The organism is Albidovulum inexpectatum (assembly GCF_002927635.1).
GTDB classification, from domain to species: Bacteria; Pseudomonadota; Alphaproteobacteria; order Rhodobacterales; family Rhodobacteraceae; genus Albidovulum; species Albidovulum inexpectatum.
Map to the genome: position 1 here is coordinate 53,174 of NZ_PRDS01000009.1, position 26,906 is coordinate 80,079.

The window sequence follows — 26,906 nt, forward strand, 5'->3', positions numbered from 1 at the left end:
TGATGCGGTGTCATGGCCGCGCCACGGATGGATTGACCTTTCGCGCTTGGCGGGCAATCGTCCAGCATCATGATCGGGGAGAGTGCATGAGACTCAGTTGGCCTGAAGTCAGGGCGCGCGCGCAGCAATTTGCCGATTCTTGGCGCGGCGAATCCTATGAGAAGGGCGAGGCCCAATCGTTCTGGAATGATTTCTTTCAGGTGTTCGGCGTTCCGCGGCGCCGTGTGGCACAGTTCGAGCGTCAGGTGCAAAAACTCGGCGGCGGCACTGGGTTCATTGACCTGTTCTGGAAGGGCGTCATGCTCGCGGAACAAAAAAGCGCCGGCCGTGATCTGGCGCAGGCACGTCAGCAGGCATTGGACTATCTCGACGGCCTCAAGGACTCCGAGTTGCCACGCTACATCGTGCTCTCTGACTTCCAGACCTTCGAGATGCTTGACCTCGAGACGAGCGAAGAAACGCAGTTCTCGCTTGAGCAATTGCCCGATCATGTCGAGAAATTCGGCTTCATCCTCGGGGTTACACCGACCACCTTCCGGGATGAAGACCCTGTCAACCTTGAAGCCGCCGAGCTTGTGGGAAGACTCCACGATGCGCTCAAGGATGCGGGCTATTCGGGTCACGATCTTGAGCGCTTTCTGGTTCGGATCGCCTTCTGCCTCTTTGCAGACGATACGGGCATCTTCGAGCGCAACCTGTTCGTTGACACGCTCGAGTCGCGCACCCGCGAGGATGGGTCCGATACTGGGCCGCTGCTTGCCCAGATATTCCAGGTTCTCAATACGCCGGAAGACCTCCGTCCGCGTAATCTTCCGGCCGACATTGCCGCTTTTCCATACGTCAACGGCGAACTCTTCGCCGAGAGTCTCCGCATCCCTTCCTTCGATGGCGACATGCGTGAGAAACTTCTCGAAGCGGCGCGCTTCGACTGGTCCGGGATCTCGCCTGCGATCTTCGGGGCGCTGTTCCAGTCGGTCATGGACCCGCAGGCCCGCCGGGCGCTGGGGGCACATTACACGTCCGAGAAGAACATCCTGAAGGTCATCGGACCATTGTTCCTTGATGATCTTCGCGACGAATTCGAGCGCATCCGTGTCCTCAAGACAGGACGTCGGAAGCGACTGGAGGAGTTCCACGCCCGCTTGGCATCCATGACCTTCTTCGACCCGGCCTGCGGTTGCGGCAACTTCCTCGTCATCGCCTATCGAGAGCTGCGCCAGCTCGAGATCGACCTTCTGAAGGAGCTGCAGGCGGAGCGCGAGGATGCGCGCACTCTGGAGATGGACGTCCAGTTCATGTCCCGGATCGACGTTGATCAGTTCTACGGCATTGAGATCGAGGAGTTTCCGGCCCGCATCGCCGAGACCGCGCTGTGGATGATGGATCACATCATGAACGACCGGCTCGGGCGCGAATTCGGGAAGTCTTTCGCGCGAATTCCGCTGAAGAAGAGCCCGAACATTCGCCACGCCGACGCGCTGGAAACTGACTGGGATGACCTTCTGCCGGCCGAAAGGTGCAACTTCCTGTTGGGCAACCCGCCCTTCCTGGGCGCCAAGGTCCAGACCCCCGCGCAGCGCGCCCAGGTGCGGCGGATCGCCCGGCTGGGCGGCTCGGGCGGCACGCTCGATTTTGTGGCGGCATGGTTCATCAAGGCCGCGGAATACGCCGCAAAGGCCGATAAAGCCGGCGCCGCCCCGCCCCGCATCGGCTTCGTCGCCACCTCCTCAATCTGCCAGGGCGAACAGGTTGCCCAGCTCTGGCCGATCCTGTTCGGGCGCGGGGGCGTCGAAATCTCATTCGCCCACCGCCCGTTCAAATGGGGCAACGAGGCGCGCGGCGTGGCGCAGGTGCATGTGGTGATCGTCGGGCTCGACCGGCGCGGGCGCGCGCCGAAGGACAAGCGGCTGTTCCTCTATCCCAGCATCACCGCCGACCCGCAGGAGGTCAGCGTGCCGGTCATCACCGCCTACCTCACCGACGGACGGCGGCTGGCCGATCCGCATGTCGTCGTGAAGGAGGAGGCGCGACCCATCAACGGGATGCCGTCCATCATCTCGGGCTCACAGCCGATCGATGACGGGCACTACATCCTCAGCGAGGAGGAATACCGCGAACTCGAGGCCTCCAAACCGGCCGAGGCGCGCTGGTTCCGCCCCTTCATCGGCGCGCAGGAATTCCTCAACGGCGGGCGGCGATGGATCGTGCATCCCGACTCGATCCCGCCCGCGGAACTGCGCCGTCTGCCGGGCATCCTCGAACGAATTCGAAAGGTTCGAGAATTCCGATCGAGAAGCAAAAGAAAGCAGACGCTTGAGAAGGCGCAAACCCCAGGCGATTTCAATGTCACCGTCATCCCTGACCGCCCTTTCCTCGTGCTGCCCGAGGTGAGTTCGGAACGCCGCGACATCATGCCCATCGGCTGGCTGGAGCCGCCGGTGATCCCGAGCAACAAGCTTCGGATACTCCCGGATGCCACCTTGGCCCATTTCGCGCTGCTGACCTCTGCCATGCACATGGCCTGGATGCGGCTTGTGACCGGGCGGCTCAAGAGCGATTACCAATATGGTATCGGAATTGTATACAATACCTTTCCGCTGCCGCCGGGCGGGCTGGAAACGCTCGCAACCCCGCGCATCGAGTCGCTGGCGCAGGCGGTGCTCGACGCCCGCGCCGCGCATCCCCAGGCCACGCTGGCCGACCTTTACGACCCCGACGCCATGCCCGCCGACCTGCGCGCCGCCCACCGCGCGCTGGACCGCGCAATCGACCGCCTCTACCGCCGGCAGGGCTTCGACACCGAGATTGAACGGGCCGAGCATCTGCTGGCGCTTTACGAAGCCGCCGCCGCGACCCTCATCAGGCGGCCACGGCGTTCCAGAAGTCGTTGATCTGTATCCTTTGGCGACTTGAGCAATTGAAATCCGCTGCGATATCCAACACCATCATGCGGGAAGCGCTGTCACGGCGGACCCTGCCATGCCTTGCATGTACGCGGGACCGGGCGCCACCCGGGGCGCTTCTCACCGCAGCATTTGACAATGGACGAGACGCCCACAAATATTTCGCCTGAGCTGTCGGCAATGGCTCCCTCACCCTTGGCATTGCCATGAGGAGGTGACCGGGCGTGCCGACCCGGGACAGCTCGCGCTTTTACTCAACGCAAAGTCACGCTATAGTGTGGTCGGCAGCGTCGCTATCAGGCTGGCTTGCCCTTGCGCCCAACGGCGCTTGATGAGGCAACCGGGATCCGCCGCCCCGGGCCGCTGCCAATCATCGGATACGCGTCGATTTTGCGGGCACAAGCTTTCTTCCGCCAACTCTGAACAGAGACACGGCCCAACTCCACTGAAGGCTGCGTTCGACCTTCACGGTCAGCCTGTATCCTCCAAGTACGAAAAGGAAATGGCGATCTGAACGCGCTGCCCATACATGCCCCGATGTGGCCATTTCCTGTATCATTGCGTATTGCTCGGCACCGATTTCAGGATGCTTTGCGAGATGGGATGCAAGCGTCTGCCGGGACAGCCAGACGACCCTGTTCCGCACTCCGAGTGTCGCCATCAGGTCATCGTCCAGCGCGGCGATCGGCCATAGATCTGGCGCCCCAGGCGCGCCTTCGACGAAATCCCGAAACAGCTCCGTTCTCGCTGCGGCGGCGCACGTCTCGGGGTCCGGGCGCGTATATGCCGTCAGCAGGGTCAGGAGCTCCGCCGCGCGTGCCTCCGAGCACCAGATCGGCCTGCCCGTCGGGTCAGACACGAAGTCGCGCGCATCGCATCTTGCGGCCCTTGCCTCGACGGGATCGCTCAGGCGCTCAAGCAGCTTGCGCGGCCGCCTGCCCCATTGCCCGCCATCGGCGTGCCCCTCGGCCGGAATGATCTCGGTCCTGCCGCCGCGACGACGCGCGGCCCGGTCGGTCAGGGACCGCAGCGTGCAGCGGCAATTGAACCCCAGTGGCGGCGAGATCCTGTCCCATACCGGATCGTCCACGGCCCGGATCACGCCGTCCAGCGCGAGATGATGCGGCCGCACGCGGCTGTCGTTGATGGCATCGAACATCAGCCAGGGGCGCGAACGGCGGGCCAGCTCGAAGTTGCGCCAATGCCCGGCCATGTAGTTGGTCTGCAGGTTCGTGCGGAAGATCGTCTCGAGCCGGTGACGCGGTAGTGTCCATTCCTGCGCCTCGGCCCAGGCCTTCCACCTGGCGAAGGACCAGCCTTGTTCCTCCGCCCGGATCAGGCTGTCGGCAACGGCCTGCACCTGGTCGAGCCGAGCGAGCCCTGAGACCGTGAATGCCAGCGCGCGCTTCTCCGGCGTCAGGCCGTAGAACGCCTCGGCCAGCATCGGTGCCATGGCGCGCGCCTGGGCGACCTGTACATGAAACGGCGCATCGAAGGAGATGCCGCCGCCATCTGCTGCGGGCATGTCACTCCTCCGCCGTTCGCTCGGCCTCGATGACGCCCGTCAGGTCAGCCGCCAGCATCGCGCGCTCCAGCATCTGCCTGAACGTGTGGTCGTCCGCTCCGGCGGCCACGACCGCCAGACGCGCGGCCAGCTCTGCCTTGTCCCGCGCCCCGCGGATCGCCGATGCGATGGCCGCCGGCGGGATCGGGCCATGGGCGGAGTCCGTGAGGCCCGCGATCGCGTCCTCGATGCGCTGCTGCCCGTCGGTGAAGCGCTGCTGGGCGTCGGTGAACGAGAAGGCCGCCCGGCCACCGTCCTGAGGTTGATCGATGGCGAAGTCGTCGGGCTCAAGCCCGTATTTCTCCTCGTAGTAGCGCGGCGTGAAACGGACGCCCTGCCGCCAGAGCACCTCGTCGCGCGACGCGCGGTCGGCCTCGAGGCTCTTGGCGTCCTCCATGACGAACGACAGCCCGCGCCCGAAGCCGTTCAGCCACGACAGGCGGTCGACCACGGTCTGCATCGTGCGGACCACCATGCGGATATCGGCGCGGCGCTTTTCCTCGCGCACGCGCTCGTGCACCTCGCCCAGGGCGCGGTTGCCCGATCCGCCGTCGGTGCCCGACGTCAGCGTCTGGCCGAGGATCAGCCGCTGGATCCGGCGCGCGCAGGCCTCCTCGAAGGCCTCGAAGTTCCGGGACGGCGACTGGCCCTGCTGCTGCACGTCCTCGTCCGGGCCGACGATGACCGCCGGGCCCGACGTGATGGCCTTCAGCTGCTCGATAACCGCCTCGCGATCCGTGGCCGAACGCCCGACCAGGAGAGGCACGGCCGTGTTCTCGAGGAACCGTGACCACATCTTCCAGCCATGCGTGCGGAAGAACCACGGCCACCACGCCTTTGCCAGCAGCGCATCGCCCATCGGCTTGCGGATCGAGCCGTTGTGGACGGTCAGGAAGAACTTCTCCGGCACGTCCTCTGGCTGCATCGTGTCGCGGCGCAGCAGCGTCCCGTCGGGCCGCACGACGTACCAGTCGAACGGCAGCCGCACGATGCGCTCGATGCCGATCCGACCGCCGCCGCGATCCGCGAACACGACCTCGAAGACCGAGTAACCGTATGGGACGGCCTCCCAGATCGCTTCCATGATGTCGACGGCGTGCGGCTCCAGCTCGGACCAGACGAAATCGCGGGCCCTTGCGCGCTGCCCCTCGATGCGCCAAGGCGTTCCGACCACGGCGTGCCGCCGCGTCTCCAGCGCCGATGCGACCTCGTCGTCGTCGGCCACCTGACGCAGCGCCGACCGGCTGATGCCAAGGCGTAGCAGCAGCTCGTCGGCATCGCCGATCCATGTGAACCGCGACAGAATGCGCTCGATCGAGATCGCGGACGTGAGTGTTGCAGGTTTCCGTGCCATGGGGTGACGATGGCACATTGCCGCGATCAAATCTGCCGGACCGCTGTCCGACAAAAAAGGGCCAGCTGTGCCGGCCCTTGCGAGTTCGAGGGTTCGAGATGAAGTTTACCCGGGGAAAAGCTCAAAGAGACTGCGGCGCTCGAACGTCGAGCCGCGCGAAGCGCCGAAGGTGGTCTTCAGGCCGATACCGATGAAGGTTTCGGAACCGCCGCCCAGCGACTGATCCAGTTCCCCGGATCCGATTTCGCCGGTGACACTGAATCCACCCATACCGTATTCCCCGCGAAGGGCAATCCGGGAGGCGTCGAACCCTTCCAGGTCCACGTTGTGATAGGCAACACCGAGCTTGAACGCTTCGGTGACGGCATAATCGGCGCTGATCCCCAGAAGCGTGACATCGGCACCTTCGATTTCCGAGAGCGCCACATAGGCCTCTCCGGACAGGCTGCCGAACTCGTGCCCGACCTCGGCCCCGTAGACGGTTTCACCGAAGCCTTCGAATTCTTCGCGACCAACGAAAAGCCCGACGGATGTTGCATCGCTCACATGGCCGATGCCGTGCAGCGTGAGGTAGTTCGAGTCGATGTCATTGTCGAAGAACCTGAAGCCGATATCGCCCTGAACCGAGAATTGCTTGGTAAATCCAACCTCGACGGAGCCGGAAATCGACGTCGCATCGTAGTCGAGGTCATCACCGGTGAATGTCGAATATCTCAGCTGGATATCACCGCCAGTGACCTCGGCAGCAAACGACTGACCTGCCAGAAGCGACGCGATCAAAGCCGCTGTAGAAACGTATTTCATAACTGCTCTCCTGCCTTTGCGGGTTGCATCCCGCGCGTGCAGTAAAAGCAGTTCCGCCGGCATCCACAACGCGATGACACGTCGCGCGCCACAACTGTTGCGCGCAAGTCACCTTTTGTGATCACATCTTGGGAGGCAGCAGCGGCAGCTGCATCTGGCTCGCTTCGATCTCCTGGCGGACATTGCTGGCGATCCGCCGGACATGCCGAACGCTCACGCGGCCGATCACACGGACGTCGGCGGCAACCTCTTCTGGGCTGCGCCCCTTGCGAAGCTCGCGAATGATCGCGTTCCTCAGCTGCTCTCTCTGTCCGTCCGCGTTGGTCGGAACGTAGATACGCTCGCCGGAGAACAGGTGCACGAATCGCGCCGCCTCTTCATCGCCAAGGGCCGAGACCAGCTTCGCCCAGGTATTTCCGGCCCGGCGCCTCGGGACGCGAAGATCGGTGCCGCCGAAGGCCTCCACAAGCTTCAGTGCCGTCTTCGGACCGACGTATTCGGCCAGCATCTCCATCGTCGCGCACAGGGCCATCAGAACACCCTCCGGCCGGGAATGACCACCGGCCCCGACGACATGCCAAGCGCGGCGAATGCGTGCGCGGCGGCATCGACACCGTCGTCATGCTGTCCCTCGGGGAAGGCGAGAAGCTCGTCGCGGAACCATGGCGGCACGCCGGACGGGTCATGCACGACCATGCCCTGCTCGTAGCGCGTGAGAAGCGGCAGGAACCTCGTCACCTTGTCGCGATCCGGGCGCACCCCACGAATGGGCAACTTCGTCGTGCGCGCCAGCTCCTGCACGACCGCCGCCTGGAACTGCGTCTGCTCGATCGCGACCAGCTTCGCCCGGTGGCGCTCGGCCGATGTCCTGATCCTGTCCACGATCTCCCGGAACTCGCCGCGGAAGCGCTCGGCCTCGACGATGTAGACGGTCCCGGTATTGGGATCCCGGGTCATGGCGACGATGGCCGTGAAATCCGCGCCGTCCCTGGTCGAGATGGCGAGATCCACGCCAAGCGTGATCGGCAGGTCGCGCGGCGCGGCGCCGAGGCGGACCATCTCCGGCTTGACCAGCCCCGCGCCCATCGTGACGAACTCGGCCAGGTATTCCTGCCGGAACACCAGCTCGGGCAGCTGGGCGCGGGCCTCCTCGATCTCTTCGGGCGCGATGTACGGATTGGCCGATGTCGGCATGTGGAACGAGGCCCAGTTCTGGTATTCCTCGCTCTCGCCGCGCCGGAACAGATCGTGGAAGAAGTTCAGCCCCTTGGGCGTCGAGATGAACCACGCCTCGCCGCGGTAATCCGTCAGCGTGGGCCGGATCGCCTGTTCCCAAGCGTCACGCAGGTGCCGCGCATGGGCCGCCTCGTCGATCACGATCCGCCTGTAACGCCGCCCGCGGCCGGCGTCCGGGTCCTCGAGCGTCCAGAAGTCGATGGCCCCGCCCGTGACCAGCTCGATCCGCATCTCCTGCCGGTTCACCCGCTTCGCCACGCCCGCCATCGTGCGCTCGATCAGGCCGAACACCTCGGACAGCAGCTTGTAGGTCGGCGCGAAATACGCGACCGGGCTGCCCTCGATCGCGGCCCCCGGCAGAAGCGTCAGCCACTCGCAGGCGAGCCGCGTCTTGCCGAAGCGCCGCCCGCATGACGCGACCTTGAAGCGGGCCGGATCGTCCAGGATGCGGCGCTGCCCCGGGTGCAGCTCGGGCGGCGCGATCCGGATTTCCAAGGCCTCGCCCATCACCACTCCCGCTTGATCTCGATCTTCGGCGCCGGGTTGGTGTCCTCCAACCCCCAGGCAAGGCGCTCGCCGCGCTGCCGGATGGTCAGCATCTCGGCGTTGATCTTGGCGTGCTTTCCGCTTTCGAAATCGGTCGTGACGGCCCCGAAGCGCTGGCGGTGTTGCTCCCAGTCCGCCTTGTGCCGCTCGATGACCTCGGCGGCGCGCTCGGCCGCCCTGTCGAGCGCCTCGGCCCTTCTTTTCGGGTCAGCGGTACTAACCATTCCGCTAACCTTTTCGCTAACTTTCCGGCGGATTGCCTCGCGCACATCGGTGCCGTCGCCCCACCCTTCGGCCTTGGCGCGCTTGACGATCGCGGCATCGCTGACGCCGAACTTGTCGGCCAGCTCACGGAATGTCGCGCCCGCCTCGCGCTCGGCTCGGACGTCGGCCCATTGTTCCGGACTCAGTCTCGGCATGGCTCACATCCCCAGCGCATCGCGGTAGAGCTGGAGGACGGCCTGTTCCTCCTGCACCTCTTCGCGGCTTCTGGCGCGTTCGCGCACGATCTGGCGCATGGCCTTGGTGTCGTATCCGCGCGCCCTGGCCTCGGCCATCAGCTCCTTCTGCTGGTCGGCGATTTCCTTCTTGTCGGCCTCGAGACGCTCGTAGCGTTCGACGAACTGTCGCAGCTCGAGCGCGGTTACGCGAAAGGCCGTATCTGCCGCCTTCTCGAATTCCGTGTCGTGCCTGTATTTCATCTTCACCCCCATTTTTTGCTCTCTGACGCCCGCTAGCCGCTATCGGCACCCCCTGACACCCGAAATACGCCAAAGGCTGCTCAGCGGCCAGCATATCGGCTCCACGGGCCATTTCCTGCGCTGGATCAGCATGTGATCGCCACCCATTGCCAGATCCTTTCGCCGTCCGCCGTGAAATGCCTGGTCGGCCGCTGGGCAAGCGTGCACTTGCCGGCGTGGTGCATCCTGCGCGCCGCCTCGGCGATGTTGCGCGGCAATAAGCCCGGCCTTCCCTCGTGGTAGACGATGATTTCGCGCCGTGGCGCGCTTTCGATCGCGACGATCAGGCTTTCGACTTTTGGATCCACGCGCTTCATCTTGCCCTCTCAGAACGGGATGTCGTCGTCCATGGCCGTGCGCCGGGGCAGGTCCGTGGCTGTGTCTGGCGCGTCTGATGCGCTTGGCGTGCCGCTGAGCATGACCATCTGCGCGCCGAAGCCCTGCAGGACGATCTCGGTCGTGTATCGGTCCTGGCCTGACTGGTCCTGCCACTTGCGGGTCTGCAGCTTGCCCTCGAGGTAGACCTTGGACCCCTTGCGCAGGTAGCGCTGCGCGACGTCGGCGAGCGGTCCGAAGATCGCCACGCTATGCCATTCGGTGCGCTCGCGGCGCTCGCCCGTGGCCTTGTCCTTCCAGGTTTCGGAGGTTGCCACGCGCAGGTTGCAGACCTTGTTGCCGTCCTGGAACGTCCGCACGTCCGGGTCCGCGCCGAGGTTTCCGACGATGATTGCCTTGTTGACGCCAGCCATGGTTCCCCCCTCATGCCGCCGGTTTCGTCGCCGAGACGGATGCCGCGGCCGTGGCCAGGATGCGCGCCGCGGCGGCTGCGCTGGCCCTGCGGTCTGGCCGCGCGCCTGTCTGCGGGCGTTCCGACGCCGCGCCGAGGCAGGCCTCGTGATGCGCCGCGAGCTGGGCGATGCGCGCCGCGGCGGCAGCCTCGCCGTAGAGGTCGACGAGCTCGGCGGTGTAGGCCAGCCGGGCCCGTTCGATCTGCTCCCGGTCGACCCTGCCCGATCGGATGAGCTCGACGGCGTTGCGGCCCCACAGGTCCATTTCGCTGACGGGCAGGCCTTCGCGGATGCGCCTGGCGAGGACGTCGAGCTGCCATTCTCGGGACCCGACCTCGACCTCGACGGCGGCGTCGGGCGCCTGGCGTGCCGATCTCGGCGTCTGGGACGCGGCCTCGCTGACCTCGCGCGGCGACGGCCAATGGCGCCCGTTGCCGGCGTCCTCGAGGCGGCGCTCGAAGCGTTCCCACCATTCCGCGAGTCCCGCCTGGTCGGTGGGTGCGTAGGCGACGATGCGGCGGGCGAGCGCCTCGATCTCGGCGTCGGTTGCCTGTTCGTCCTCGGCCAGGTGGCGCGGCTTTGCCCTGCGGCGCAGGAAGCTGGTCAGCCGCCCGGTGATCGCGATCTTGTGCATCTGGTTGGTCATTGGAGCCTCAAGTATTTTTCGAACTCTTCGTCATCGACGCCTAGCCGCTTCTTGAGCCGCTCGAGGTATCCGTCGAAGTAATCCTTCTGCGACTTGCCGCCGGTCCGGGTTTCCTGCTGGGCCGCGGGTTGCGGCGTTTCGATCTGGTGGTTCTTCTCGGCGGCGTAGCGGCGCATGGCGAAATCGAACGCCTTTGGGCTGGTGGGCCTGTCGTCGAAGCGCGCCTGCGTCTGCCGCACGACCTCGACGATCTCGTCGTCGGTCAGGTCGAGCTGGCGCCACTTGGCGACGTGGAGCGTTGCGGCCGGTGGCAGCCACCATGTCGGCAGCCTGCCCGATGTGAGGCCTGCGGCTGCGAGGACGCGGTCGTAGAGCTCGTCGGCCGAGGCGGTCGCGGCGGCGGGATGCGGGACCACGTTCGACCGATCAACCGGAAGCTGATCGCGCGCGCGCGCATCCCCCACCACCACCATACCATTGGTGGTTAATGGTGGTTCGGGTGCAGCTGCTGCGGGGTTTTCTGCACTCAGCTGCGGGGTTTCTTCCTTGAAAGGTGCAGCTGCTGCGGGGTTTTGCGCCGAAAAACGGTGTTTCTCCTGCGGGGTTTCGTCTTTAATCCCCGCACGCAATGCGGGGTTTTCGCCTGTAAACGGTGCATCTGGTGCGGGGTTTTGTTTTAGGTCAACGGGCAACACGATGGTGTAGCGGTTGGTGTTGCTGCGACCGCCACCGGCCACAACGCGCACCCATCCTGCCTTCTCAAGGCGCCTCAGGATCGACTGGACACCGCGCTCCGAAAGACGCGTCTTCCTGCACAGTCCGTCTATTGATGGCCAGCACTCTCCATGCTCATTCGCGTAGTCAGCAAGTGCCACCAGCACGAACCGCTCGTTCGGCGACTCCGGCCCGCGGTCCCAGATCGCCCTGATCAGGTCGATACTCACGCCCAGCGCCTCCCATACCATGCGATGAGCGCGGCTTCCGCGCGCCCGTCGTCCTTCGCGCGCGACCATTGATGCGCGTCGTCGGGAAAGAACTCTTCCGCCCGCCTGCGCGCGGCGGCCTTGTCGGCCGGCACGTTCAGGCTTGCCTTCCACTCACGCGGCGCGACTTCCCGGATCGGGATCCCGGCCGCGAACAGCATCGCCTTCAGAGCGCCATAGCCCTCGGCGATCCGGGCGATGCTGCGGATGCCGATATGCGGCGGGTAGAACGGCTTCTCGACCACCGCGAACGCGGCAGGCCGCGCCTGCGCCAGCGCGATCTCCAGGTCGCCCGGCGTCTGCGGCAGGTCGATCACGTCAACGCGCCACATGCCGCAGTCACCTCGGTACAGGCGGGCCATGCCGCCGTTTCGACCCGGATCAATGCCAATGATGACGGTCATGCGTCCCCCTTCCCGCTGCCGGAAATGCGCTACGGCCGAAGGGCGGCTGCGGCGTGGGCAAAGGATGTAGGCCACCCACGCCGCGTCCCGACGACCTTACCTTGAAGAACCGGCACCCCGCCGGCAGGGATCCGCCGCGACATGCGGCCGGACGTCGTATGCGCCATCGGCGCGAATTGGGCTCCCAAAAGGCCCCGGCGGGCAGACCGCACCGCCGGGGAGTCGAGGCAGGCACATCGCCCAACCAACAGGGAGGATTGCCGGGATCGCGGCCGCGCCGCCCGGCTCGACGCACCAGGGAAACCACCACTCGTCACCCGGCCGCGCATTCTCATTTCTGGGCCTCCAAGGCAGCCCGCGCCGCGCGCAGTGCCTCGATTGCCTCGTCAATTTCCGTGATTGCCTGGGCTCTGTCTGACAGACCGCCGCTCAAGGCTGCCCCGGTCATCGCGGCAATAGCCTCTCCTGCCTCCTTGGCAAGCGCTTTCGCGGCATCGACAGGGCTAAGGGATGATCTGCACCATTCGATGCGTCGCGCCAGAAGCTTGGTGACCGGATAGCTTCCAAGAGCGTCCTCGATCGCGACGACATCCATAACGGACCACGACAAAGAACCTGATCTCTTGCGCGATATCGTCGCGTGGCAGGTGTTCGTGCCCCACCTTGCGGCGATCAGCTCGGCAATCGCGTCGTGGTCACCGTAGCGCTCGCACATCGCATCCATCGCGGTGTCGATGTGCAGCCTCTGAACGGGCGCGGAACGATGTTTTCCGTGCCTTTCAGCCGGTCCAGCGGGACGATCGTCTGACCATGTCATGCCGCGCGCTCCATCCGCCTTGCCATTTCCTGCCGAAGCTTGAACAGGTCCTCCGGCGTCACGACATGCCCTGCCCGCCGCGCGGCCTCGATGATCGCCGCGTCGTGCTTCGCCGGGATGGAGCCGCGCTGGAACCAGTGGTTGACTGTCGCTTCCGGCTTATTCAGGGCGCGAGCAAGCGCAGCTGCGCTTCCCCAAATCGATATGAGTTCCTTCTGGTTCATGCGGTGCAAAATGGATTGCTTTAGCATTCATGTCAATCCCTTTCGCACCGCACAAGGCGTTATGAGTTCAGCCATGGAGCCAAGTGAACGACTACGTTTAGCCAGAGAAAGAGCTGGCTATGAAACAGCCGCCGACGCAGCGCGCCGGTTCGGTTGGCAAATTGTAACCTATAGACACCACGAGAACGGGACACGTGGGTTCAGGAGACCAGACGCCATAAAGTACGCCCGCGCCTTCCGCGTTTCGCCGGAATGGATACTGTTTGGCACGGGCGGGCCGGAGAAGAAGGCAGTCCCGCTGGTCGGCTATGTCGGTGCGGGTGCGGAAGTGTTCACGCTGGATGACGGAACGGGTGCCCTGGACGAGATTGATCCGCCGCCGGGGATCGGGCCCGATGCGGTTGCCGTCAGGGTCAGGGGCGACAGCATGTGGCCCCGGTACATGGACGGTGACGTGCTGATCTACGACCGGCACGCGCCGCTGGATCGGATCGACGGCCGCGAATGCGTGGTTGGGCTTCCCGACGGGCGCCGCTTCGTCAAGATCGTCCGCAAGAACCCTGACGGGACGTTCACGCTGGAAAGCTGGAACGCGCCGCCGATCCACAACGTTAAGCTGGACTGGGCGGCAGAAATCGCCTGGGTCAAGCGCGCATGAGCGGCCACGCCATGCGGTGGGGCGCCGGTGGGGTTGATGATGTGGTTGCATTCTGGGCTGATTTGACGCTGCCGGGATCCCGTTCGACGGTGCATCTATTGCCGCAATTACAGAAGCCTCATCTGCTTTGGACCCGGGACATGCTTGATAACCCGGATGATGCGCGTGCCAAGTTTCTTGATCTCGGATCCGATCTCCTGCTCCTCCCGCAGGCGCACGAGGATCTTGTCGGCGGCGGAAAACGCAACGTCACCGTTCTCGACCTTCGTCAGAAAGTCCTCGTCCTCAATGGTGGCCGTAAATGTGTTCTCACCGTCGGTGAAGCGCCACTTGTAGCCGCCCTTGAAATGCGTGCTGACCAGCTCTAGCCACACCTCGCGTTCGGTGGTCACTATTTCCGGTTCGGCACCTTCCAGTGCCGGAAGGCGCAAGGACAGGGCATCCGAACGGGGTAACGACCAGATTTTCTTGCCATCGTTGCCGACTGCGAAAGTTTCATCAATTCCCTCGGTTGCGCTGACCCGCTCTCCCAGATCAGCAACCCGCTCGCGGAAGGCATGATCCTCGATCAGCTTCGCCGCTGGCAGCGAAAGGTGGATCTTCGCCCCGTCGACCTCGATGGTGATGGAACCATCGCCATGTCGTTCGGTGGCATCCGGCCTGCGCCCGCGCAGACGCCTGATCACCTCGAAAAGGCCAACAGCGCCGCCGCAAACGGCGCCGGACTTGAGAATGAGATCAAGCAGCGCATTGGCGGCTGTTATGCGGCCGGGATTGTCGGCGACAGAATCGAGCAGACCAAGAAGCTGATCCATGACGCCAACATCGACGGCCAGCTGCACGAGAAAACTGCCCGGGGCTGTCGCCTTGACGGCGACACGGGTCGTGGCGCGATCCCCGTTCAATGCGGCACTGGCCGCCTTGAAAACTTCCGCCCAAGCCACAAGCAGGGGCGCCAGATCGGCAACCTCCATTTCGCCTTGGGCGGCGGCCCCCTCGAAGCCGATCGTGACCTGCGCCTTGCTCATGCTCATCTCGCTCCTGGGTTCAGGCGCGAATTAATCACAACTCGCGCGTCGGCCGCAATCCTACCCTGACCCGAACGCCGCGATTCGTGGCGCGGCGTCTGGGCGGGCACTAATGCGCGGTGCATTTTGGATTGACATGACACCACGCGGTGCATTATGGATTGCCTATGGCCGCCGAAGAAGCACCAGCCGATCGCGGCCATGAAGCAACCATGGGAGGCAATCATGACCGCCACCGTTACCTATATCCGCGACAGGGCGTTCCTGGAGCTGGTCCGCGCCCGCCAGATCGCGCGCGACCCGGACGCAGCCCAGGGCTGGGAGATCGCAGCAGCGATCAACGTCCTGCGGCGCAGCGCCGACATCATCGACCACCGCGACGCCGACCGGCTCGAACGGCTGGCGCGTGAGGGCGGATCGGCCGCGAACGGCATCCGCGCCGAGATCGCCGCAGCCATGGCACGGACCCGGGTCCGCGTTCGCCAGATCATCAGCGACGGGGCGGCATGATGTTGGGTCCGATCAATCAGAACGTCATCAAGCCGAAGAAGGGGCAGCGCGATGAATAACGCAGAATGGATCGACAGCCTGCGCGACAGGCGGGGCATCGACCTCACGATCGGCGACTGCGCCGAGATCGAGAAGATGCTGGCCAATGGCGACCTGCGCCACGTTGACGGCGCGTTCGTCACGGCGCTGGCCGACCTCGCGGACCTCGGTCGCGCCGAATATCGCGGCGCCACGATCAAGCGCGAGCGCAGCGATGCCTACCGGGTGTCGTTCGACGGCGACGAATGGGTCGAGGACAGCGCGATCGCCACCCTCTTCGCCATTGAGGAACGCATGCGCCGCGAACGACTGACCGTCATTTCTTCCGGCACGCTGTCTGCGCTGCGCGCGAAAGGGGGCGTGTGATGGCCACGGGAACCTGGAACGGCGCAGAGCTGACCGTGCGGTTCAGCGCCCCGATGATGCGGTGCGACTACGCGGTCCCGCGCTCGCCCACATGGTGGGAGCCTGACATGGGGCGCGTCCAGATCGACGGCGTCGAGATACTCGGCGTTCCGGTCGATCCGCGCGATCTGCCCGCCGACGTTCGCAAGGCATTGGCCGAGCTGGCCTACGATGTGGAGTTCTCCGATGATTGACGCCGGAATTCACCGCATCGATGCGGCGACATATCACGCGGATAAGCTGCGCGATGTGCCGACGCTCAGCTCGACGCTTGCGCGGCTGGTGATCGATCGCAGCCCGCTGCACGCTTGGACTGCGCATCCCCGTCTGAACCCGGATTGGGAGCCGTCCGACAGCAAGACCTTCGACATCGGTCGGGCAGCCCACCGCGCGGTGCTGGGTGACGGGGCCGACTGGGTCGTCATCCCAGACGATCTTCTGGCCGCGAACGGGGCCGCATCGACGAAGGCCGCCAAGGAGTTCGTGTCAAGCGCCCGTGATGCCGGTCTGACCCCGCTGAAATCCGCCGAGGCGGAACAGATCGAGCGGATGGCCGAGGCCGCGCGAAAGGCTTTGGACGCCAACCGGATCACGCTGGACCCTTCGCGGTCCGAGATGACCGCCCTCGCGATGGTCGATGGCGTGTGGTGCCGCGCGATGGTGGACAACGCGCCCGAGGATCCGTCCCTGCCGCTCTACGACTTCAAGACCACGACCAACGCCAGCCCGGACGCGTGCCTGCGCGCGGTGATGACCTACGGCTACGACATGCAGGCAGCGCACTACATGGACACATGGAAGGCAGCGACAGGCCAAGAACGCGCCTTCCGCTTCATTTTCCAGGAGAAGGATGCGCCCTACGGCGTCTGCGTGATCGAACTCGGCGGCCTGACGATGGAGATGGCCCGACGCAAGATGCGCCACGCGCGCGAGGTCTGGCGCGATTGCCTGACCAGCGGCGAGTGGCCCGGATACCCCGCAGGCGTCCACCACGTCGAACTGCCCGAATGGATGGCCGAACGCTGGCTCGAACGCGAGACGGCGATGATGGACCAGTCGCGCCCGAGCGCGGCCGCGATCGAAGCGGCCATGCAATGGCAAGCCCCGTGAACAGGAGAGAACAATGACCGCCCAGATCCGTTTCATCCCGGTATCAGAGCTGCACGACCCGCTGACGATCACGCTGGGCCTGTGCGGCGCCTCCGGTTCCGGCAAGACCTATTCGGCCCTGCTCGTGGCCCGCGGCATCGCCGAGGGCATCACCGGGAAGAAGGGCGCGCCCATCGGCATCGTCGACACCGAGAACCGCCGGGCCCTGCACTACCGCGACGCCTTTCCCGAGATGGTGCATTTCGACATGAAGGCCGTGGACGAGTCCGGGAACATGATCGGCTTCGGTCCCGAGCGCTGGATCGAGGTGATCGACGCGGCCGAGGCGGCCGACCTGCCCGTGCTCGTGATCGACAGTTTCAGCCACGCCTGGGAAGGCGTCGGCGGCGTCCTCGACCTGCACGCGCAGACGCTGGACCGCCTGACGGGGGGCGACGAGAGCCGCCGCGATCGCATGAGCCAGCTCGCCTGGGCGCAGGTGAAGCCGCGCTATCGCCGCCTGATCGACAGGATCGTGCGCGCCCGCACAAACATCGTCATCTGCACACGCGCCAAGCCCGTGATGCAGGACCCTAAGACCGGACGGAACGCGCGCAAGACCAAGACCCGCCGCTCCGACGTGCCGTGGGACCCCGCGGCCGACGGCGACCTGATCTTCGAGATGACCGCGATGATGATCCTCGACCCGGCGCATCCCGGCTGCCCGGTCTGGCAGATCAAGTGCGCCGACCAGTTCAAGCCGCTGTTCAAGGCCGATATGCCGCTTGGCGTCGAAGTCGGCCGCAAGATGGCAGAATGGGCCAAGGGCCAGGGCGACACCGAGCGGCACAAGAAGATGCTGGACGAGGCACGCGCAGCGGCGCGGGGTGGTCGAGAGGCCTTCGCGGCATGGTGGAAGTCAATCGGCACAGACCATCGCGCCGTAGCCCGTACGATCATCGATGAGCTGCGCGAGATCGCCGAGGCTGCGGACGCCGCGCGCGAGGACGACGACGATCCGTTCGGGCTGCCGCCTGTCGAAAAGCCTGCGGTGATCGACGAGCTTCGAGAAGCGCTCGACAGCGGCGTCAGCGTCGAAGCGGCGCGCAAGCATTTCGCCGACCAGATCGCGGCTGCCGACGCATCCGTCCGTGCCGAGGTCGATGCCCTGTTCTCCAGCTATGCGGAGTCCGCGCAATGACCAGGGTGATCCGCTTTCCCGACGGCGAACTGATGCGCCAGAGGCGGCTGGCGACGGCACGCGCCGCGCTGGCCTGCCTGACGGACGACGAGGCGCGCGAGCTGATCGCGCAGGTCGCCGAAGATCGCGGCCGCGCATGGGGTGACGCCGTCGTCAACGCGATCCGCCGCGCCCAGGTGAGGAGCCGTGAGTGATGAGCAAGCGTGACCTGCTCCCCGAACTCCGCAGCCAGGACGAGCTGGACGCCGACCGGCCCTGGCCGTCCGGCTGGTGGATCCTGCCGATGGCGCTGGTCGGGCTGGCAGCCTGGGCGGCGGCTGGATTGATGATCGTATGGATGTGGTGATGGCGACGAAACCTGATCTGCACAAGATCGCGAACACGCCCGGCTACGGAACCGGACGCGCCGTGATCGAACGGGCGAATGCGGAAAGCGAGTGCCTGGCTCTGCTGCCGTCTCCGTCATCTCTGCCCGTGTTTGTCGCCAAGCGGGCCCGAGACGTCAGGCAGGGCCTGCCGATCATGACTACAGGCTACTCGAACGAGGATGGCGACGACTGGTGTATCGTCGCCTTGAACGGGACGGAGGCTGATGCCGTTGGGCAAGACGCGATGGACGACGCCCGCATCATCGCGGCGATCCTGAACGCCTACAGGCTCGACCTAATCGTTCCGCGACTGCTCGCAGACTGGCCGGAGGACGAATGATGGGCCGCGTATTGGTCGCCTGCGAGTTCTCTGGGGTCGTCCGGCGCGCATTCGCGGCGCGCGGCCACGACGCATGGTCGTGCGACCTGCTCCCGGCAGAGGACAGATCGAACAAGCACATCGTCGGGGACGTCCGGGACATCCTGGATTGGGGCTGGGACATGCTCATCGTGGCTCACCCGCCATGCATCAGGCTCTGTAATTCCGGCGTCCGCTGGCTGCACAGACCGCCTGCAGGCCGGTCCCTGGACGAAATGTGGCGCGAACTTGACGATGGGGCTGCCCTGTTCTCGGACCTTTGGCATGCGCCCATACCGCGCCGCTGCATCGAAAACCCCGTGATGCACCGCTACGCCAAGGAACGGATCCGCGACTATCGGCCGCCAGCTCAGTCGATCCAGCCATGGCAATTCGGAGACCCTGAAAGCAAGCGCACCTGCCTGTGGCTGCACAACCTGCCGCCGCTCGAGCCGACGGTCACGCAGAAGCCGGATGCCGTCGTCCACCGCGTGCACCGCATGCCGCCGGGGCCGGATCGGTCACGCGAGCGCAGCAGGTTTTTCCCAGGCGTCGCCGCCGCAATGGCCGACCAATGGGGGCCGCTGATCGAGGATGAACCGGAACAGGTGGAGATGCAGATGTAAACGATGAATGAAACCCGACACGTCATGGTTTTACTGATGCGGGACTGGATGAAATGTCGAGATGAATTGGAGCAAGCCGGTTGGCGAATGATCCGGTCGCCAGTGATGAAATACTACGGATACAGGAAAAAAATGGCGGTGATCGTCAACGATTTTGAATTTAAGGGAGCGGACAATGAATACCAGCAATAGTGGGGTTCCAGAACGCATGGATGCCCCGACCACCCCTCCGCCACCGAGAAAGCCGCCACGCGAGGTCGAGCGTTACGATGGCGGGTGGCTGCCCATGTCAACCGCGCCGGTCAACCCGGCAGGCACGGCATACGGTCCAGAGGTGCTGATCTGGTGCACAGCGGATGCCCGTCCGTGGCCTGCCTATTACGATCCCAGATATTTTTGGGATGACCGCGATCCAGGCCCAGCTTGGGTTGTCCCGGACAGCGGAGAGGCTATCGCGCTAGAGGATGCAGGCGGGTGGATGCCCCTGCCACCAGCGCCGAATGAGGAATGACAATGACCCCCACCTGCCAGATGTGCGGCAGCAACGGCATGATCTGCGTGCACTGCGACGGCTCCGGCGTGGCCGAGGCCAGCGCGCACCAGGCTCTGCGCCTGTGCCTGCCGCACCTTCGGGATGACCTGCGCGGCTGGATCGAGGGCGAGGCACGGCGCGAGCGCTGCCCGGACGGCGGCTGGCGCACGGTGATCGAGCCGGTCAGCCCCGAGGTCGGCGCGATCATCCACCAGCTGCTCGACGCGATCCGTGTCGCCGAGTCCATCGTCGGGCGAATCCACGACGACCAACCCGCTTGGCTGGACGAGATCATCGACGGACGCAGGCAGATCGAGATCGAGGAGGTTCGGTAATGGGCGAGCTGAAACTGACGATCGTGGACCAGCAGACCCTGGACGAGATCCTGCGCGAGGTCCGCGCCCTGCGCCACCGCATCGACACGCTGCGGGTCGAGCCCGAACCCGAATGGGTCACGGTCGAGGAATACGCCCGCCGCGCCGGCAGGACCGAGTCCACTGTGCGCCGCTGGATCTCGGACGGCCGCCTGAAGACGAAGCGCGCCGGTAAGCGGGTCCTGGTGCGGGTTTAGGCTTGGCAGCGGATCGCCGTCGGGCTAGTCAGCTGCACACAATAAGGCATGGAAAATGCAGAACGTCTCGCACGCGGTAATGGCTCAGCGGCACGAGCCGAAAGACAGCAATGACGACTTTCCCACACCGCCATGGGCTACGCGAGCCCTGCTTCATCATGTCATAGGACATGTGCCGTTTCACCAATCTACATGCCTAGAGCCAGCCTGCGGGCGCGGTTACATGAGCCGTCCACTGGCAGAGAAATTTGCCTCTGTCGAATCCTCCGATCTTGTAGATTACGGGTTCGGGCACACAAGGGATTTCCTTGCCTATCCTTACGCACGCGGTGGATACGATTGGGTGATCACGAACCCGCCGTTCAAGCTTGCGATGGAGTTTGCTGAAAGGGCACTTGAAGTCGCTCGGCAAGGTGTCGCAATTCTTGCACGCACCGTATTTCTGGAAAGTATCACACGATACGAAACGCTCTTCCTGCCGAGACCACCGACATATGTGGCACAGTTCGTCGAGCGCGTTCCGATGGTGAAGGGCCGCGTCGACCCGAAGGCGTCAACGGCTACCGGCTACGCTTGGTTTGTGTGGGACAAGACACAAAATTCAGCGCCGACGCGGCTTGTCTGGATACCGCCTTGCCGCAGCAAACTCGAAAGGCCTGAAGACTACATTCAGGCTTCGTTTCGATCGTAGGCGGCCAGACCGTCCACAAGCGCCTGGCGCGCTGCAGCGGGATCATTCGCATCAAGGGCCTGAATGGCCTTCCTGACGTAGCCGCGCAGGCGGCGGCCCTTTGGCCCCGGAGCACCCCTCGGCGGCAACTCGTGCTCAGGAGCCGGCGTTACGTTTCCGAATGCGCCTTTTTCAACCTCGACAATTCGAGCCTGGTTTTCGCCAAACCAGGCTGCGATATCGTGCTGCTTGTCACCTCTCAGGATCATGCCCATTACGATACGAGCGTCATTGTTGGTCAAAGCCATAATTATCACCATGATTCGCAATCAACTGACGGGCGAATTCTATGTGCAAGTCATTCAAAGGCTACAATTTCTTGATGGATGGCGCTAATCCAGCCGCCGCGCCAGCTCCTCGGCCGTCTCGTTGTAATAGACCTGCAGCATCCGCAGGTCGGAATGGCCGACCATCCGCGCCAGCGCCAGGACGTCCAGCTTGCGCGCCAGCCGCGTGATGGCCGCGTGCCGACTGTCGTGGAACGTCAAACCCGACACGCCCGCCTTGCGACGCAGTGCCCGCCACAGGGCGTCCAGCTGACGCGGTGTCAGGCCGAAGACGGGGTCTCGGCGCGGCAACTCGCGCAGCAGACGGACGGCCTCGGTGGACAGCGGCACATCGCGCGGGCGGCCGTTTTTCGTCTCCCTCAGGCGCGCGACGCGACGATCAAGATCCACGTCATCCCAGCGCAGGGAACAGATCTCCCCTGCCCGCATGGCCGTCTCCAGGGCAAACAGGAACGCGTGCAATGCCCGGGCCGTCAGGCGCTCGAGGTCGTCGCCGGCCGCCGCGCGCAAAGCCGCGATCTCGGCATCCGTCGGCAGCCTGTCGCGCGGCGGGGGACTGCTCGGGCGGCGGACCTCGGACAGAGGGTTGTCAGCCAGCATGCCCCATTCGCGCCGCGCGGTGTTCAGAACCGATGACAGGAAACCCATCTCGCGCCGGACCGTGGCCGGACCCACGACGCGCAGCCGATCGTCGCGCCAGGCCGAGAACACGTCAGGCGTCAGACGGCCGAGCTTCATGCGGCTGATCGGATCGCGCTTCAGCCGCTCGATGCGGATCTCTTCGCTTCTGCGCCCGCGCTTTCCTGGCGTGACCTCGCGCCGGTAGCGGTCCAGCAGATCGCCCAATGTCGCGTCAGCTGCCACCTCCTGCGGATTGTCCAGCTCGAACTCGACACGCGCGGCCCATTCCCGCGCCTCCCGGCGCGTTGGGAACACCTTGGACTTGCGCTGCCCCTTGCGATAGACCTCTGCGCGCCACTTCTCTCCCAGTCTGCGAATCGAAGCCATGCCCTGCCGTGCGTAATTTTTGCGTAGTGACGTGCGCAAAAATGCGCAGCATCCACGCGCATTGGCAAGGGCATCATATGGGGAAGTGCCTGAAACTACGCATTTTCACGCATATATGCGCAGTTTGGCGCGCGCGGCTGGTGCCCCCAGAGAGACTCGAACTCCCGACCCTCTGATTACAAATCAGATGCTCTACCAGCTGAGCTATAGGGGCTCCGCTGCGCTCATACTGCGAGGCGAGCCCTTGTGCAAGGCTCGCCGCGTTCTTCCCGCCAATCCGGGGCCGAAATCAGAGATAGAGCTGGCCCGCGAAAATGCGGCGGATCTCTCCATCACGGGTCAGCCCGCGGGCGGCCAGCTCCTCATCGCTCATCTGGTTCAGACGTTCGATCTCGCGCATCGCGCGGCTGGATTCGGCGATGCGGATCAGAATGCGGCCCAGCGCGGCAAACGGCGCAGCCAGCAGCTGCAGCAGGCCGTGATGGGAATGTTCGCGGTAGGTGGCAGTTCCGGCCATCGCACTCTCCTGCAATTGAATCATTCGTGTCCTCGCGCATCAGATGCTGCGGCGCAGAATGAATGACAAGTGCCGAGTGGGAATGCCCGCATTGCAAGGATTGCAAGGCGGGCGGTCAGTGGCGCTTTTCAAACAGATGCGCGCGCGCCATCAGCCCGACGGCGACCAACCCGACGGCCATGACCAGAAGCGCCGGGGGCGCCGCCTCGGCTATGTTCTCAAGGCTTGCCTTTTCATGCGCGCGGGTTGCCAGGGTGTCGAAGTTGAAGGGACGAAGCAGCAAGGTCGCCGGCAATTCCTTGACGCAGTCGACAAAGACCAGCAGCAGCGCGGTGCCCACGGTGCCGCGCATCAATGGCAGATAGACCTCGCGCAGGGTTCCCCCCGCACTGCGCCCCAGCGACCGCGCTGCCATGGGCAGGGATGGCGGAATGCGCCCGAAGGCCGCATCCACGGCACCCTCGGCAATGGCGAAGAAGCGCACCAGATAGGCCAGCACGATGGCCGCAGCCGAGCCGGTCAGGATCAGCCCGGGATCGCGGCCTGTCAGCCAAAGGATCGCGTCGGCAAGCCTGTGGTCGAATGCGGCCAGGGGAATGAGGATGCCGACGGCCAGAACCGCCCCGGGCGCTGCATAGCCGATTGTCGTCACGGGCAGCAGCAGGCGCGGCAGACGCCGCCCCGTCAGGCGCACACCATAGACCATGAACACCGCCGCCGCGACGGTCAGGAACGCGGCCAGCCCGCCCACGCTTATCGTGTTCCACAAGGCACGGCCCAGGCCACGGCTGAACCAGATTTCCGGACGATCCATTGCGTGCGACGCAATGACCAGAACCGGCAGCACGAACCCCATCGCGAAGGGCAGAACGCAAGCCAGGGTGGCAATCCACGCCCATGGACCCGTAATTCGCCGCGGTGTGACCGGTCTTTGTTGACGCGCCGACTGAAAATAGCGCGAGTTGCGGCGACTGGTCTTTTCCAGGGTCATCAGGATCAGGATGACGGCAAGCATCACACAGGCGATCTGCGCCGCCCCCCCGGCATTCCGGGTCTCCAGCCAGACCGTGAAAATGCCCATTGTCAGGGTTTGCACGCCAAAGAAATCGACCACGCCGAAATCATTGACGGTTTCCATCATGACGATGGCAGCCCCCGCCGCAATCGCCGGGCGGGCCAGCGGAAGCCCGACCCGCCAGAACAGGCCCAAAGGCCCGGCGCCAAGCGCCCGGGCGACCTCGTAGCTTCCCGCCGACTGCTCGCGGAAAGCCGCCCGCGCCATCATGTAGACATAGGGATAGAGCGCCGAGGACAATACGACCACGGCGGCCCAGCGGGATCGGATCTGCGGAAACCAGTAGTCCCGCGCCGAGCTCCAGCCGAATGTCTCGCGCAGCGCGACCTGGACCGGGCCCGAATAGTCGAGGAAATCGACCAGCGCGTAGGCCGCGATATAGGCCGGAATCGCCAACGGGAACAGCAGCGCCCATTCCAGGATCCGCGCGCCGGGGAACCGATACATCGTCACCAGCCAGGCCGCCCCCGTCCCGATGGCCGCGGCCAGCGCCCCCGCGCCCAGTGTCAGGATTGCGGTATTCGTGGCATAGCGCGGCAGAGTCGTGCGCAACAGGTGTGGCCAAATATTCTCGGTCGGCGACAGCGCCATCACGACGACCGAAAGAATCGGAAGCAGGACAAGCGCGGCAATCAGCGCCGCCCCGATCGACCAGATACCGCTGCCCGGTGCGGACAGACCGCCACGCCCAGACACGCCACGCATCGATTCTTGAGCAATTTCGTCAGCCATGGACGCGAGTTACAGGAAAGCGGTTTTCCTGTCCACAAAGCGCGTATAGGGTCCGCGACATGAACAGGATCCAATCGGCGGAAAGATGAAGATCGTCTATCACCTGGGCGCCCATGCGACCGACGATGATCGCCTGATCCGGGCGTTGATGAAGAACCGCGCCATGCTGGCGGAAATGGGCATCGCCGTGCCCAGCCCGCGCAGTTACAACAAGCTGATACCGAAGGTCGCGAAATCGCTGAAAGGTGCGCCCGCCGGCGAAGAGGCGCAGCATGTCATCCTTGATGCGGTGCTCGAGGACAACTCGGCCCATCGCGTGATCTTCAGCAACGAGAATTTCATCTGCTTTCCCGCCAACGTCGTGTCCGAATTCGGCTTCTACGCGACGATGGCGATGCGCCTGCGCGCCTATGCCAATCTGTTTCCGCAGGCGCGGACGGACTTTTTCCTTGGCCTCGTCAACCCGGCCGTCCTGATCCCCGCGCTTTTGCGCAAGGTGCCCGAGACCAGCTACGAATCGCTCATGGCCGGGCGCGATCCACGCGACTTGCGTTGGGCCCCGGTCATCCGCCGCGCCATCGCGAACGTGCCCGAAGCCGGCATGACCGTCTGGTGCAACGAGGATACGCCGTTCATCTGGCCCGAGATCCTGCGGATCATGGCCGGAGTGCCGCCGGAAACCGAACTGGATGGCGACTGGGACCTGCTGCGCACGATCCTGACCGAGGAAGGTCTGACCCAGCTTCAGGCTCATATGGAACGCCACCCGCCCGCCACGATCGAAGAACGCAGGCAGGTCACGGCCCGGTTCATGGAAGATTACGCGCGCCCGGACGAGATCGAAATGGACGTTCCCCTGCCCGGCTGGACCGAAAAACTGGTCGAGGATCTCTCGCGCCAATACGAGGAAGACTGCGCCGAGATCGCGCAGATCCCTGGAATCCGGTTCATCGAACCCTGAGGCAAATCGTGCCGCCGCTGGCGGGCATATGGATGCGCGCTCAAGGGAAAAGGGCAGGCCGCCGGCCTGCCCTACCATCGCCCTGATCTGCGCTCAGGCCATGCCCAGCGCGGCCTTGTACATCTCCAGCAGCGCCTCTTCCTCGGCGATGTCGTCCCTGTCGCGTTTGCGCAGCGCGATCACCTTGCGCATCACCTTGGTGTCATAACCACGCGCCTTGGCCTCGGCCATCACCTCTTTCTGGCGTTCGGTTATGTCCTTTTTCTCGGCCTCGAGGCTTTCGTACTGCTCGATGAACTGGCGCAGCTCCTCGGCGGCAAAGCTGTAGGCGGCGTCGGATGCGGACTGGTTCATTGGATTCCTCCTGATCGGGTCGGCGCATTGAGTAGACGCTTGGCGCCCATCCTTCAAGACAGCTTGAGACCGCCTGACTTGTGCGGGGCACGACTTCGCGCTAGGCCCGGCGCGAGGTTCGGTTTGGCAAAGGAATGAACGATGGCCCTGTTGATATGGATCGGTGCCGCCGTGACGCTGGTGGGGCTGGCGCTTCTGGTCTGGTGCATATTGCGCGTACAGGCCGCACGCCGCGCGAACTTGCCCGACGAGGAAATGCGCGCGCGGCTTCAAAAGGTAATCGCCCTGAACCTTGGGGCGCTGCTGCTGTCGGCAATCGGCCTGATGATGGTCGTGGTGGGAATCGCGCTGGCCTGACCCCGCGCGAGACCCAATCGCTCAATTCCCCGGCGCGCAGTTCTTGCAGAACGGCGTGGCGGGCAAGAGATCCAGCCGCTCCTCCGAGATCCGGTCACCGCAGGTGACGCAATAGCCGTATTCGCCTTCCTCCATGCGCTTGAGCGCGGCCTCGATCATGCGCAGTTCGTCACGCGCGGCGTGCCCCAGATCCTCAAGCACTTCGTCGGTCTCGCGCTCGGTCGCCATTTCCTCCCAATCCTTCGAGTCGTGGCTGTCGAGTTCGTTATCGACCTTTTTCATCCGCTCCAGCAATTCGGCCTGACGTGCAAGCAGCTGCGCCTTGCGTTCGGCATCGGATTTCATCTGGTCCTGTCCTTTCGGATTGCGTTTCCCCTGACTTCTCAGGCTGGTGCGGATTCGGCGTTGATTCAAGTCAATCCCGTATGGTCTTTCGCTTTTTGCCGGGCGCGGATAATGTGCGCCCGCGTCCAACCAAGGTGGTTCGAGGC

38 protein-coding genes and 1 tRNA gene are annotated in these 26,906 nt (G+C 64.6%); 17 read left to right on the forward strand and 22 right to left on the reverse strand.

Annotated elements, in window-relative coordinates; genetic code table 11:
• The first annotated feature begins 86 nt into the window (after positions 1-86).
• Positions 87-2,891, forward strand: a complete 2,805-nt coding sequence (locus LV82_RS12720; RefSeq protein ID WP_104072271.1) for a class I SAM-dependent DNA methyltransferase — start codon at positions 87-89, stop codon at positions 2,889-2,891.
• 382 nt (positions 2,892-3,273) lie between these two features.
• Here LV82_RS12720 and LV82_RS12725 read toward each other — a convergent pair whose 3' ends face one another.
• The 14 genes from LV82_RS12725 to LV82_RS14805 all read right to left on the reverse strand — a co-directional run bounded on the left by LV82_RS12725 (position 3,274) and on the right by LV82_RS14805 (position 13,036).
• Positions 3,274-4,428 carry a phage head morphogenesis protein gene (locus LV82_RS12725; RefSeq protein WP_104072273.1) on the reverse strand — a complete coding sequence of 385 codons (1,155 nt, stop codon included), beginning with the start codon at positions 4,426-4,428 and terminating at the stop codon, positions 3,274-3,276.
• Between the two features lies 1 nt (position 4,429).
• Positions 4,430-5,821 carry a phage portal protein family protein gene (locus tag LV82_RS12730; RefSeq protein ID WP_170063432.1) on the reverse strand — a complete coding sequence of 464 codons (1,392 nt, stop codon included), beginning with the start codon at positions 5,819-5,821 and terminating at the stop codon, positions 4,430-4,432.
• A gap of 105 nt (positions 5,822-5,926) precedes the next feature.
• Positions 5,927-6,625, reverse strand: coding sequence for a hypothetical protein (locus LV82_RS12735; RefSeq protein WP_146065167.1), 699 nt, complete (start codon positions 6,623-6,625; stop codon positions 5,927-5,929).
• 121 nt (positions 6,626-6,746) lie between these two features.
• The gene (locus tag LV82_RS12740) at positions 6,747-7,157 is read right to left on the reverse strand and encodes a hypothetical protein (protein ID WP_104072278.1); all 411 of its coding nucleotides are present in this window, start codon (positions 7,155-7,157) and stop codon (positions 6,747-6,749) included.
• Entirely contained in the window at positions 7,157-8,368 is a 1,212-nt protein-coding gene (terL, locus tag LV82_RS12745) for a phage terminase large subunit (protein WP_104072279.1), read from the reverse strand. Before terL ends, LV82_RS12740 begins: the two co-directional genes overlap by 1 nt.
• The gene (locus tag LV82_RS12750) at positions 8,368-8,826 is read right to left on the reverse strand and encodes a helix-turn-helix domain-containing protein (protein WP_104072281.1); all 459 of its coding nucleotides are present in this window, start codon (positions 8,824-8,826) and stop codon (positions 8,368-8,370) included. The genes terL and LV82_RS12750 overlap by 1 nt, the downstream gene beginning before the upstream one ends.
• Positions 8,827-8,829: 3 nt before the next feature.
• Positions 8,830-9,108, reverse strand: coding sequence for a DUF2312 domain-containing protein (locus LV82_RS12755; protein WP_104072283.1), 279 nt, complete (start codon positions 9,106-9,108; stop codon positions 8,830-8,832).
• A 125-nt stretch (positions 9,109-9,233) separates the two neighbouring features.
• The gene (locus tag LV82_RS12760; RefSeq protein WP_104072285.1) at positions 9,234-9,464 is read right to left on the reverse strand and encodes a hypothetical protein; all 231 of its coding nucleotides are present in this window, start codon (positions 9,462-9,464) and stop codon (positions 9,234-9,236) included.
• Between the two features lie 9 nt (positions 9,465-9,473).
• On the reverse strand, positions 9,474-9,896 hold the full coding sequence (gene ssb / locus LV82_RS12765) for a single-stranded DNA-binding protein (protein ID WP_104072287.1): 423 nt from the start codon (positions 9,894-9,896) through the stop codon (positions 9,474-9,476).
• 10 nt (positions 9,897-9,906) lie between these two features.
• Positions 9,907-10,581 (reverse strand): hypothetical protein, encoded by a 675-nt coding sequence (locus tag LV82_RS12770; RefSeq protein ID WP_104072288.1) that lies wholly within the window; start codon positions 10,579-10,581, stop codon positions 9,907-9,909.
• The gene (locus LV82_RS12775; protein WP_170063433.1) at positions 10,578-11,525 is read right to left on the reverse strand and encodes a helix-turn-helix domain-containing protein; all 948 of its coding nucleotides are present in this window, start codon (positions 11,523-11,525) and stop codon (positions 10,578-10,580) included. The genes LV82_RS12770 and LV82_RS12775 overlap by 4 nt, the downstream gene beginning before the upstream one ends.
• A complete protein-coding gene (locus LV82_RS12780) occupies positions 11,522-11,968 on the reverse strand; it encodes a RuvC family protein (protein ID WP_104072292.1) in 447 nt (148 codons plus the stop codon). The genes LV82_RS12775 and LV82_RS12780 overlap by 4 nt, the downstream gene beginning before the upstream one ends.
• 331 nt (positions 11,969-12,299) lie before the next feature.
• On the reverse strand, positions 12,300-12,785 hold the full coding sequence (locus tag LV82_RS12785; RefSeq protein ID WP_146065168.1) for a hypothetical protein: 486 nt from the start codon (positions 12,783-12,785) through the stop codon (positions 12,300-12,302).
• On the reverse strand, positions 12,782-13,036 hold the full coding sequence (locus LV82_RS14805) for a carph-isopro domain-containing protein (RefSeq protein ID WP_146065169.1): 255 nt from the start codon (positions 13,034-13,036) through the stop codon (positions 12,782-12,784). The genes LV82_RS12785 and LV82_RS14805 overlap by 4 nt, the downstream gene beginning before the upstream one ends.
• Positions 13,037-13,082: 46 nt before the next feature.
• On the opposite strand from LV82_RS14805, the gene LV82_RS12790 reads away from it, so the two are divergent.
• A complete protein-coding gene (locus tag LV82_RS12790; protein ID WP_170063434.1) occupies positions 13,083-13,667 on the forward strand; it encodes a LexA family transcriptional regulator in 585 nt (194 codons plus the stop codon).
• 107 nt (positions 13,668-13,774) lie between these two features.
• Here the strand turns inward: LV82_RS12790 and LV82_RS12795 are convergent, their stop codons facing one another.
• The gene (locus LV82_RS12795; RefSeq protein ID WP_146065171.1) at positions 13,775-14,701 is read right to left on the reverse strand and encodes an LAPAL motif-containing putative phage structural protein; all 927 of its coding nucleotides are present in this window, start codon (positions 14,699-14,701) and stop codon (positions 13,775-13,777) included.
• 219 nt (positions 14,702-14,920) lie between these two features.
• Between LV82_RS12795 and LV82_RS12800 the strand changes: the two genes are divergently transcribed.
• The 13 genes from LV82_RS12800 (at position 14,921) to LV82_RS12850 (ending at position 21,085) form a co-directional block, all read left to right on the forward strand.
• Positions 14,921-15,205: a hypothetical protein gene (locus LV82_RS12800; protein ID WP_146065172.1), complete on the forward strand. Its 285-nt coding sequence runs from the start codon at positions 14,921-14,923 to the stop codon at positions 15,203-15,205.
• Positions 15,206-15,256: 51 nt separating this feature from the next.
• Positions 15,257-15,610, forward strand: a complete 354-nt coding sequence (locus LV82_RS12805; protein ID WP_104072301.1) for a hypothetical protein — start codon at positions 15,257-15,259, stop codon at positions 15,608-15,610.
• Positions 15,610-15,843, forward strand: a complete 234-nt coding sequence (locus LV82_RS12810; RefSeq protein WP_104072302.1) for a hypothetical protein — start codon at positions 15,610-15,612, stop codon at positions 15,841-15,843. The genes LV82_RS12805 and LV82_RS12810 overlap by 1 nt, the downstream gene beginning before the upstream one ends.
• Complete coding sequence (locus LV82_RS12815; protein ID WP_170063435.1) at positions 15,836-16,759, forward strand: PD-(D/E)XK nuclease-like domain-containing protein; 924 nt, start codon at positions 15,836-15,838, stop codon at positions 16,757-16,759. Before LV82_RS12810 ends, LV82_RS12815 begins: the two co-directional genes overlap by 8 nt.
• 13 nt (positions 16,760-16,772) lie before the next feature.
• The gene (locus LV82_RS12820; RefSeq protein ID WP_104072306.1) at positions 16,773-17,939 is read left to right on the forward strand and encodes an AAA family ATPase; all 1,167 of its coding nucleotides are present in this window, start codon (positions 16,773-16,775) and stop codon (positions 17,937-17,939) included.
• A complete protein-coding gene (locus LV82_RS12825; protein ID WP_104072308.1) occupies positions 17,936-18,133 on the forward strand; it encodes a hypothetical protein in 198 nt (65 codons plus the stop codon). Before LV82_RS12820 ends, LV82_RS12825 begins: the two co-directional genes overlap by 4 nt.
• Positions 18,133-18,285, forward strand: a complete 153-nt coding sequence (locus LV82_RS14965; protein ID WP_170063436.1) for a hypothetical protein — start codon at positions 18,133-18,135, stop codon at positions 18,283-18,285. Before LV82_RS12825 ends, LV82_RS14965 begins: the two co-directional genes overlap by 1 nt.
• On the forward strand, positions 18,285-18,647 hold the full coding sequence (locus tag LV82_RS12830; protein ID WP_104072310.1) for a hypothetical protein: 363 nt from the start codon (positions 18,285-18,287) through the stop codon (positions 18,645-18,647). Before LV82_RS14965 ends, LV82_RS12830 begins: the two co-directional genes overlap by 1 nt.
• The gene (locus tag LV82_RS12835) at positions 18,644-19,291 is read left to right on the forward strand and encodes a hypothetical protein (protein ID WP_211289214.1); all 648 of its coding nucleotides are present in this window, start codon (positions 18,644-18,646) and stop codon (positions 19,289-19,291) included. Before LV82_RS12830 ends, LV82_RS12835 begins: the two co-directional genes overlap by 4 nt.
• A gap of 3 nt (positions 19,292-19,294) precedes the next feature.
• Positions 19,295-19,483: a hypothetical protein gene (locus tag LV82_RS14810; RefSeq protein ID WP_146065173.1), complete on the forward strand. Its 189-nt coding sequence runs from the start codon at positions 19,295-19,297 to the stop codon at positions 19,481-19,483.
• A gap of 321 nt (positions 19,484-19,804) precedes the next feature.
• A complete protein-coding gene (locus tag LV82_RS12840; RefSeq protein ID WP_146065174.1) occupies positions 19,805-20,158 on the forward strand; it encodes a hypothetical protein in 354 nt (117 codons plus the stop codon).
• The gene (locus LV82_RS12845; protein WP_104072313.1) at positions 20,158-20,394 is read left to right on the forward strand and encodes a MerR family transcriptional regulator; all 237 of its coding nucleotides are present in this window, start codon (positions 20,158-20,160) and stop codon (positions 20,392-20,394) included. The genes LV82_RS12840 and LV82_RS12845 overlap by 1 nt, the downstream gene beginning before the upstream one ends.
• 223 nt (positions 20,395-20,617) lie before the next feature.
• On the forward strand, positions 20,618-21,085 hold the full coding sequence (locus LV82_RS12850; RefSeq protein ID WP_211289215.1) for a hypothetical protein: 468 nt from the start codon (positions 20,618-20,620) through the stop codon (positions 21,083-21,085).
• Here the strand turns inward: LV82_RS12850 and LV82_RS12855 are convergent.
• The 5 genes from LV82_RS12855 to LV82_RS12875 all read right to left on the reverse strand — a co-directional run bounded on the left by LV82_RS12855 (position 21,064) and on the right by LV82_RS12875 (position 24,716).
• Positions 21,064-21,372: a hypothetical protein gene (locus LV82_RS12855; RefSeq protein ID WP_170063425.1), complete on the reverse strand. Its 309-nt coding sequence runs from the start codon at positions 21,370-21,372 to the stop codon at positions 21,064-21,066. The genes LV82_RS12850 and LV82_RS12855 overlap by 22 nt on opposite strands.
• A gap of 84 nt (positions 21,373-21,456) precedes the next feature.
• Positions 21,457-22,419, reverse strand: a complete 963-nt coding sequence (locus LV82_RS12860; RefSeq protein ID WP_104072319.1) for a site-specific integrase — start codon at positions 22,417-22,419, stop codon at positions 21,457-21,459.
• 138 nt (positions 22,420-22,557) lie between these two features.
• A tRNA-Thr gene (locus LV82_RS12865) sits at positions 22,558-22,633 on the reverse strand.
• Between the two features lie 75 nt (positions 22,634-22,708).
• Positions 22,709-22,936 (reverse strand): DUF1127 domain-containing protein, encoded by a 228-nt coding sequence (locus LV82_RS12870; protein WP_146065175.1) that lies wholly within the window; start codon positions 22,934-22,936, stop codon positions 22,709-22,711.
• Positions 22,937-23,051: 115 nt separating this feature from the next.
• Complete coding sequence (locus LV82_RS12875) at positions 23,052-24,716, reverse strand: ABC transporter permease (protein ID WP_104072388.1); 1,665 nt, start codon at positions 24,714-24,716, stop codon at positions 23,052-23,054.
• A 112-nt stretch (positions 24,717-24,828) separates the two neighbouring features.
• Here LV82_RS12875 and LV82_RS12880 point away from each other — a divergent pair, with 112 nt between their 5' ends.
• Positions 24,829-25,704 carry a hypothetical protein gene (locus LV82_RS12880; protein WP_104072322.1) on the forward strand — a complete coding sequence of 292 codons (876 nt, stop codon included), beginning with the start codon at positions 24,829-24,831 and terminating at the stop codon, positions 25,702-25,704.
• 93 nt (positions 25,705-25,797) lie between these two features.
• On the opposite strand, the gene LV82_RS12885 is transcribed toward LV82_RS12880, so the two are convergent.
• A complete protein-coding gene (locus tag LV82_RS12885) occupies positions 25,798-26,058 on the reverse strand; it encodes a DUF2312 domain-containing protein (RefSeq protein ID WP_104072324.1) in 261 nt (86 codons plus the stop codon).
• Positions 26,059-26,199: 141 nt separating this feature from the next.
• Between LV82_RS12885 and LV82_RS12890 the strand changes: the two genes are divergently transcribed.
• Positions 26,200-26,415 (forward strand): hypothetical protein, encoded by a 216-nt coding sequence (locus LV82_RS12890; protein WP_104072326.1) that lies wholly within the window; start codon positions 26,200-26,202, stop codon positions 26,413-26,415.
• Positions 26,416-26,436: 21 nt separating this feature from the next.
• On the opposite strand, the gene LV82_RS12895 is transcribed toward LV82_RS12890, so the two are convergent.
• On the reverse strand, positions 26,437-26,760 hold the full coding sequence (locus LV82_RS12895; protein WP_104072328.1) for a TraR/DksA family transcriptional regulator: 324 nt from the start codon (positions 26,758-26,760) through the stop codon (positions 26,437-26,439).
• Positions 26,761-26,906 lie beyond the last annotated feature (146 nt).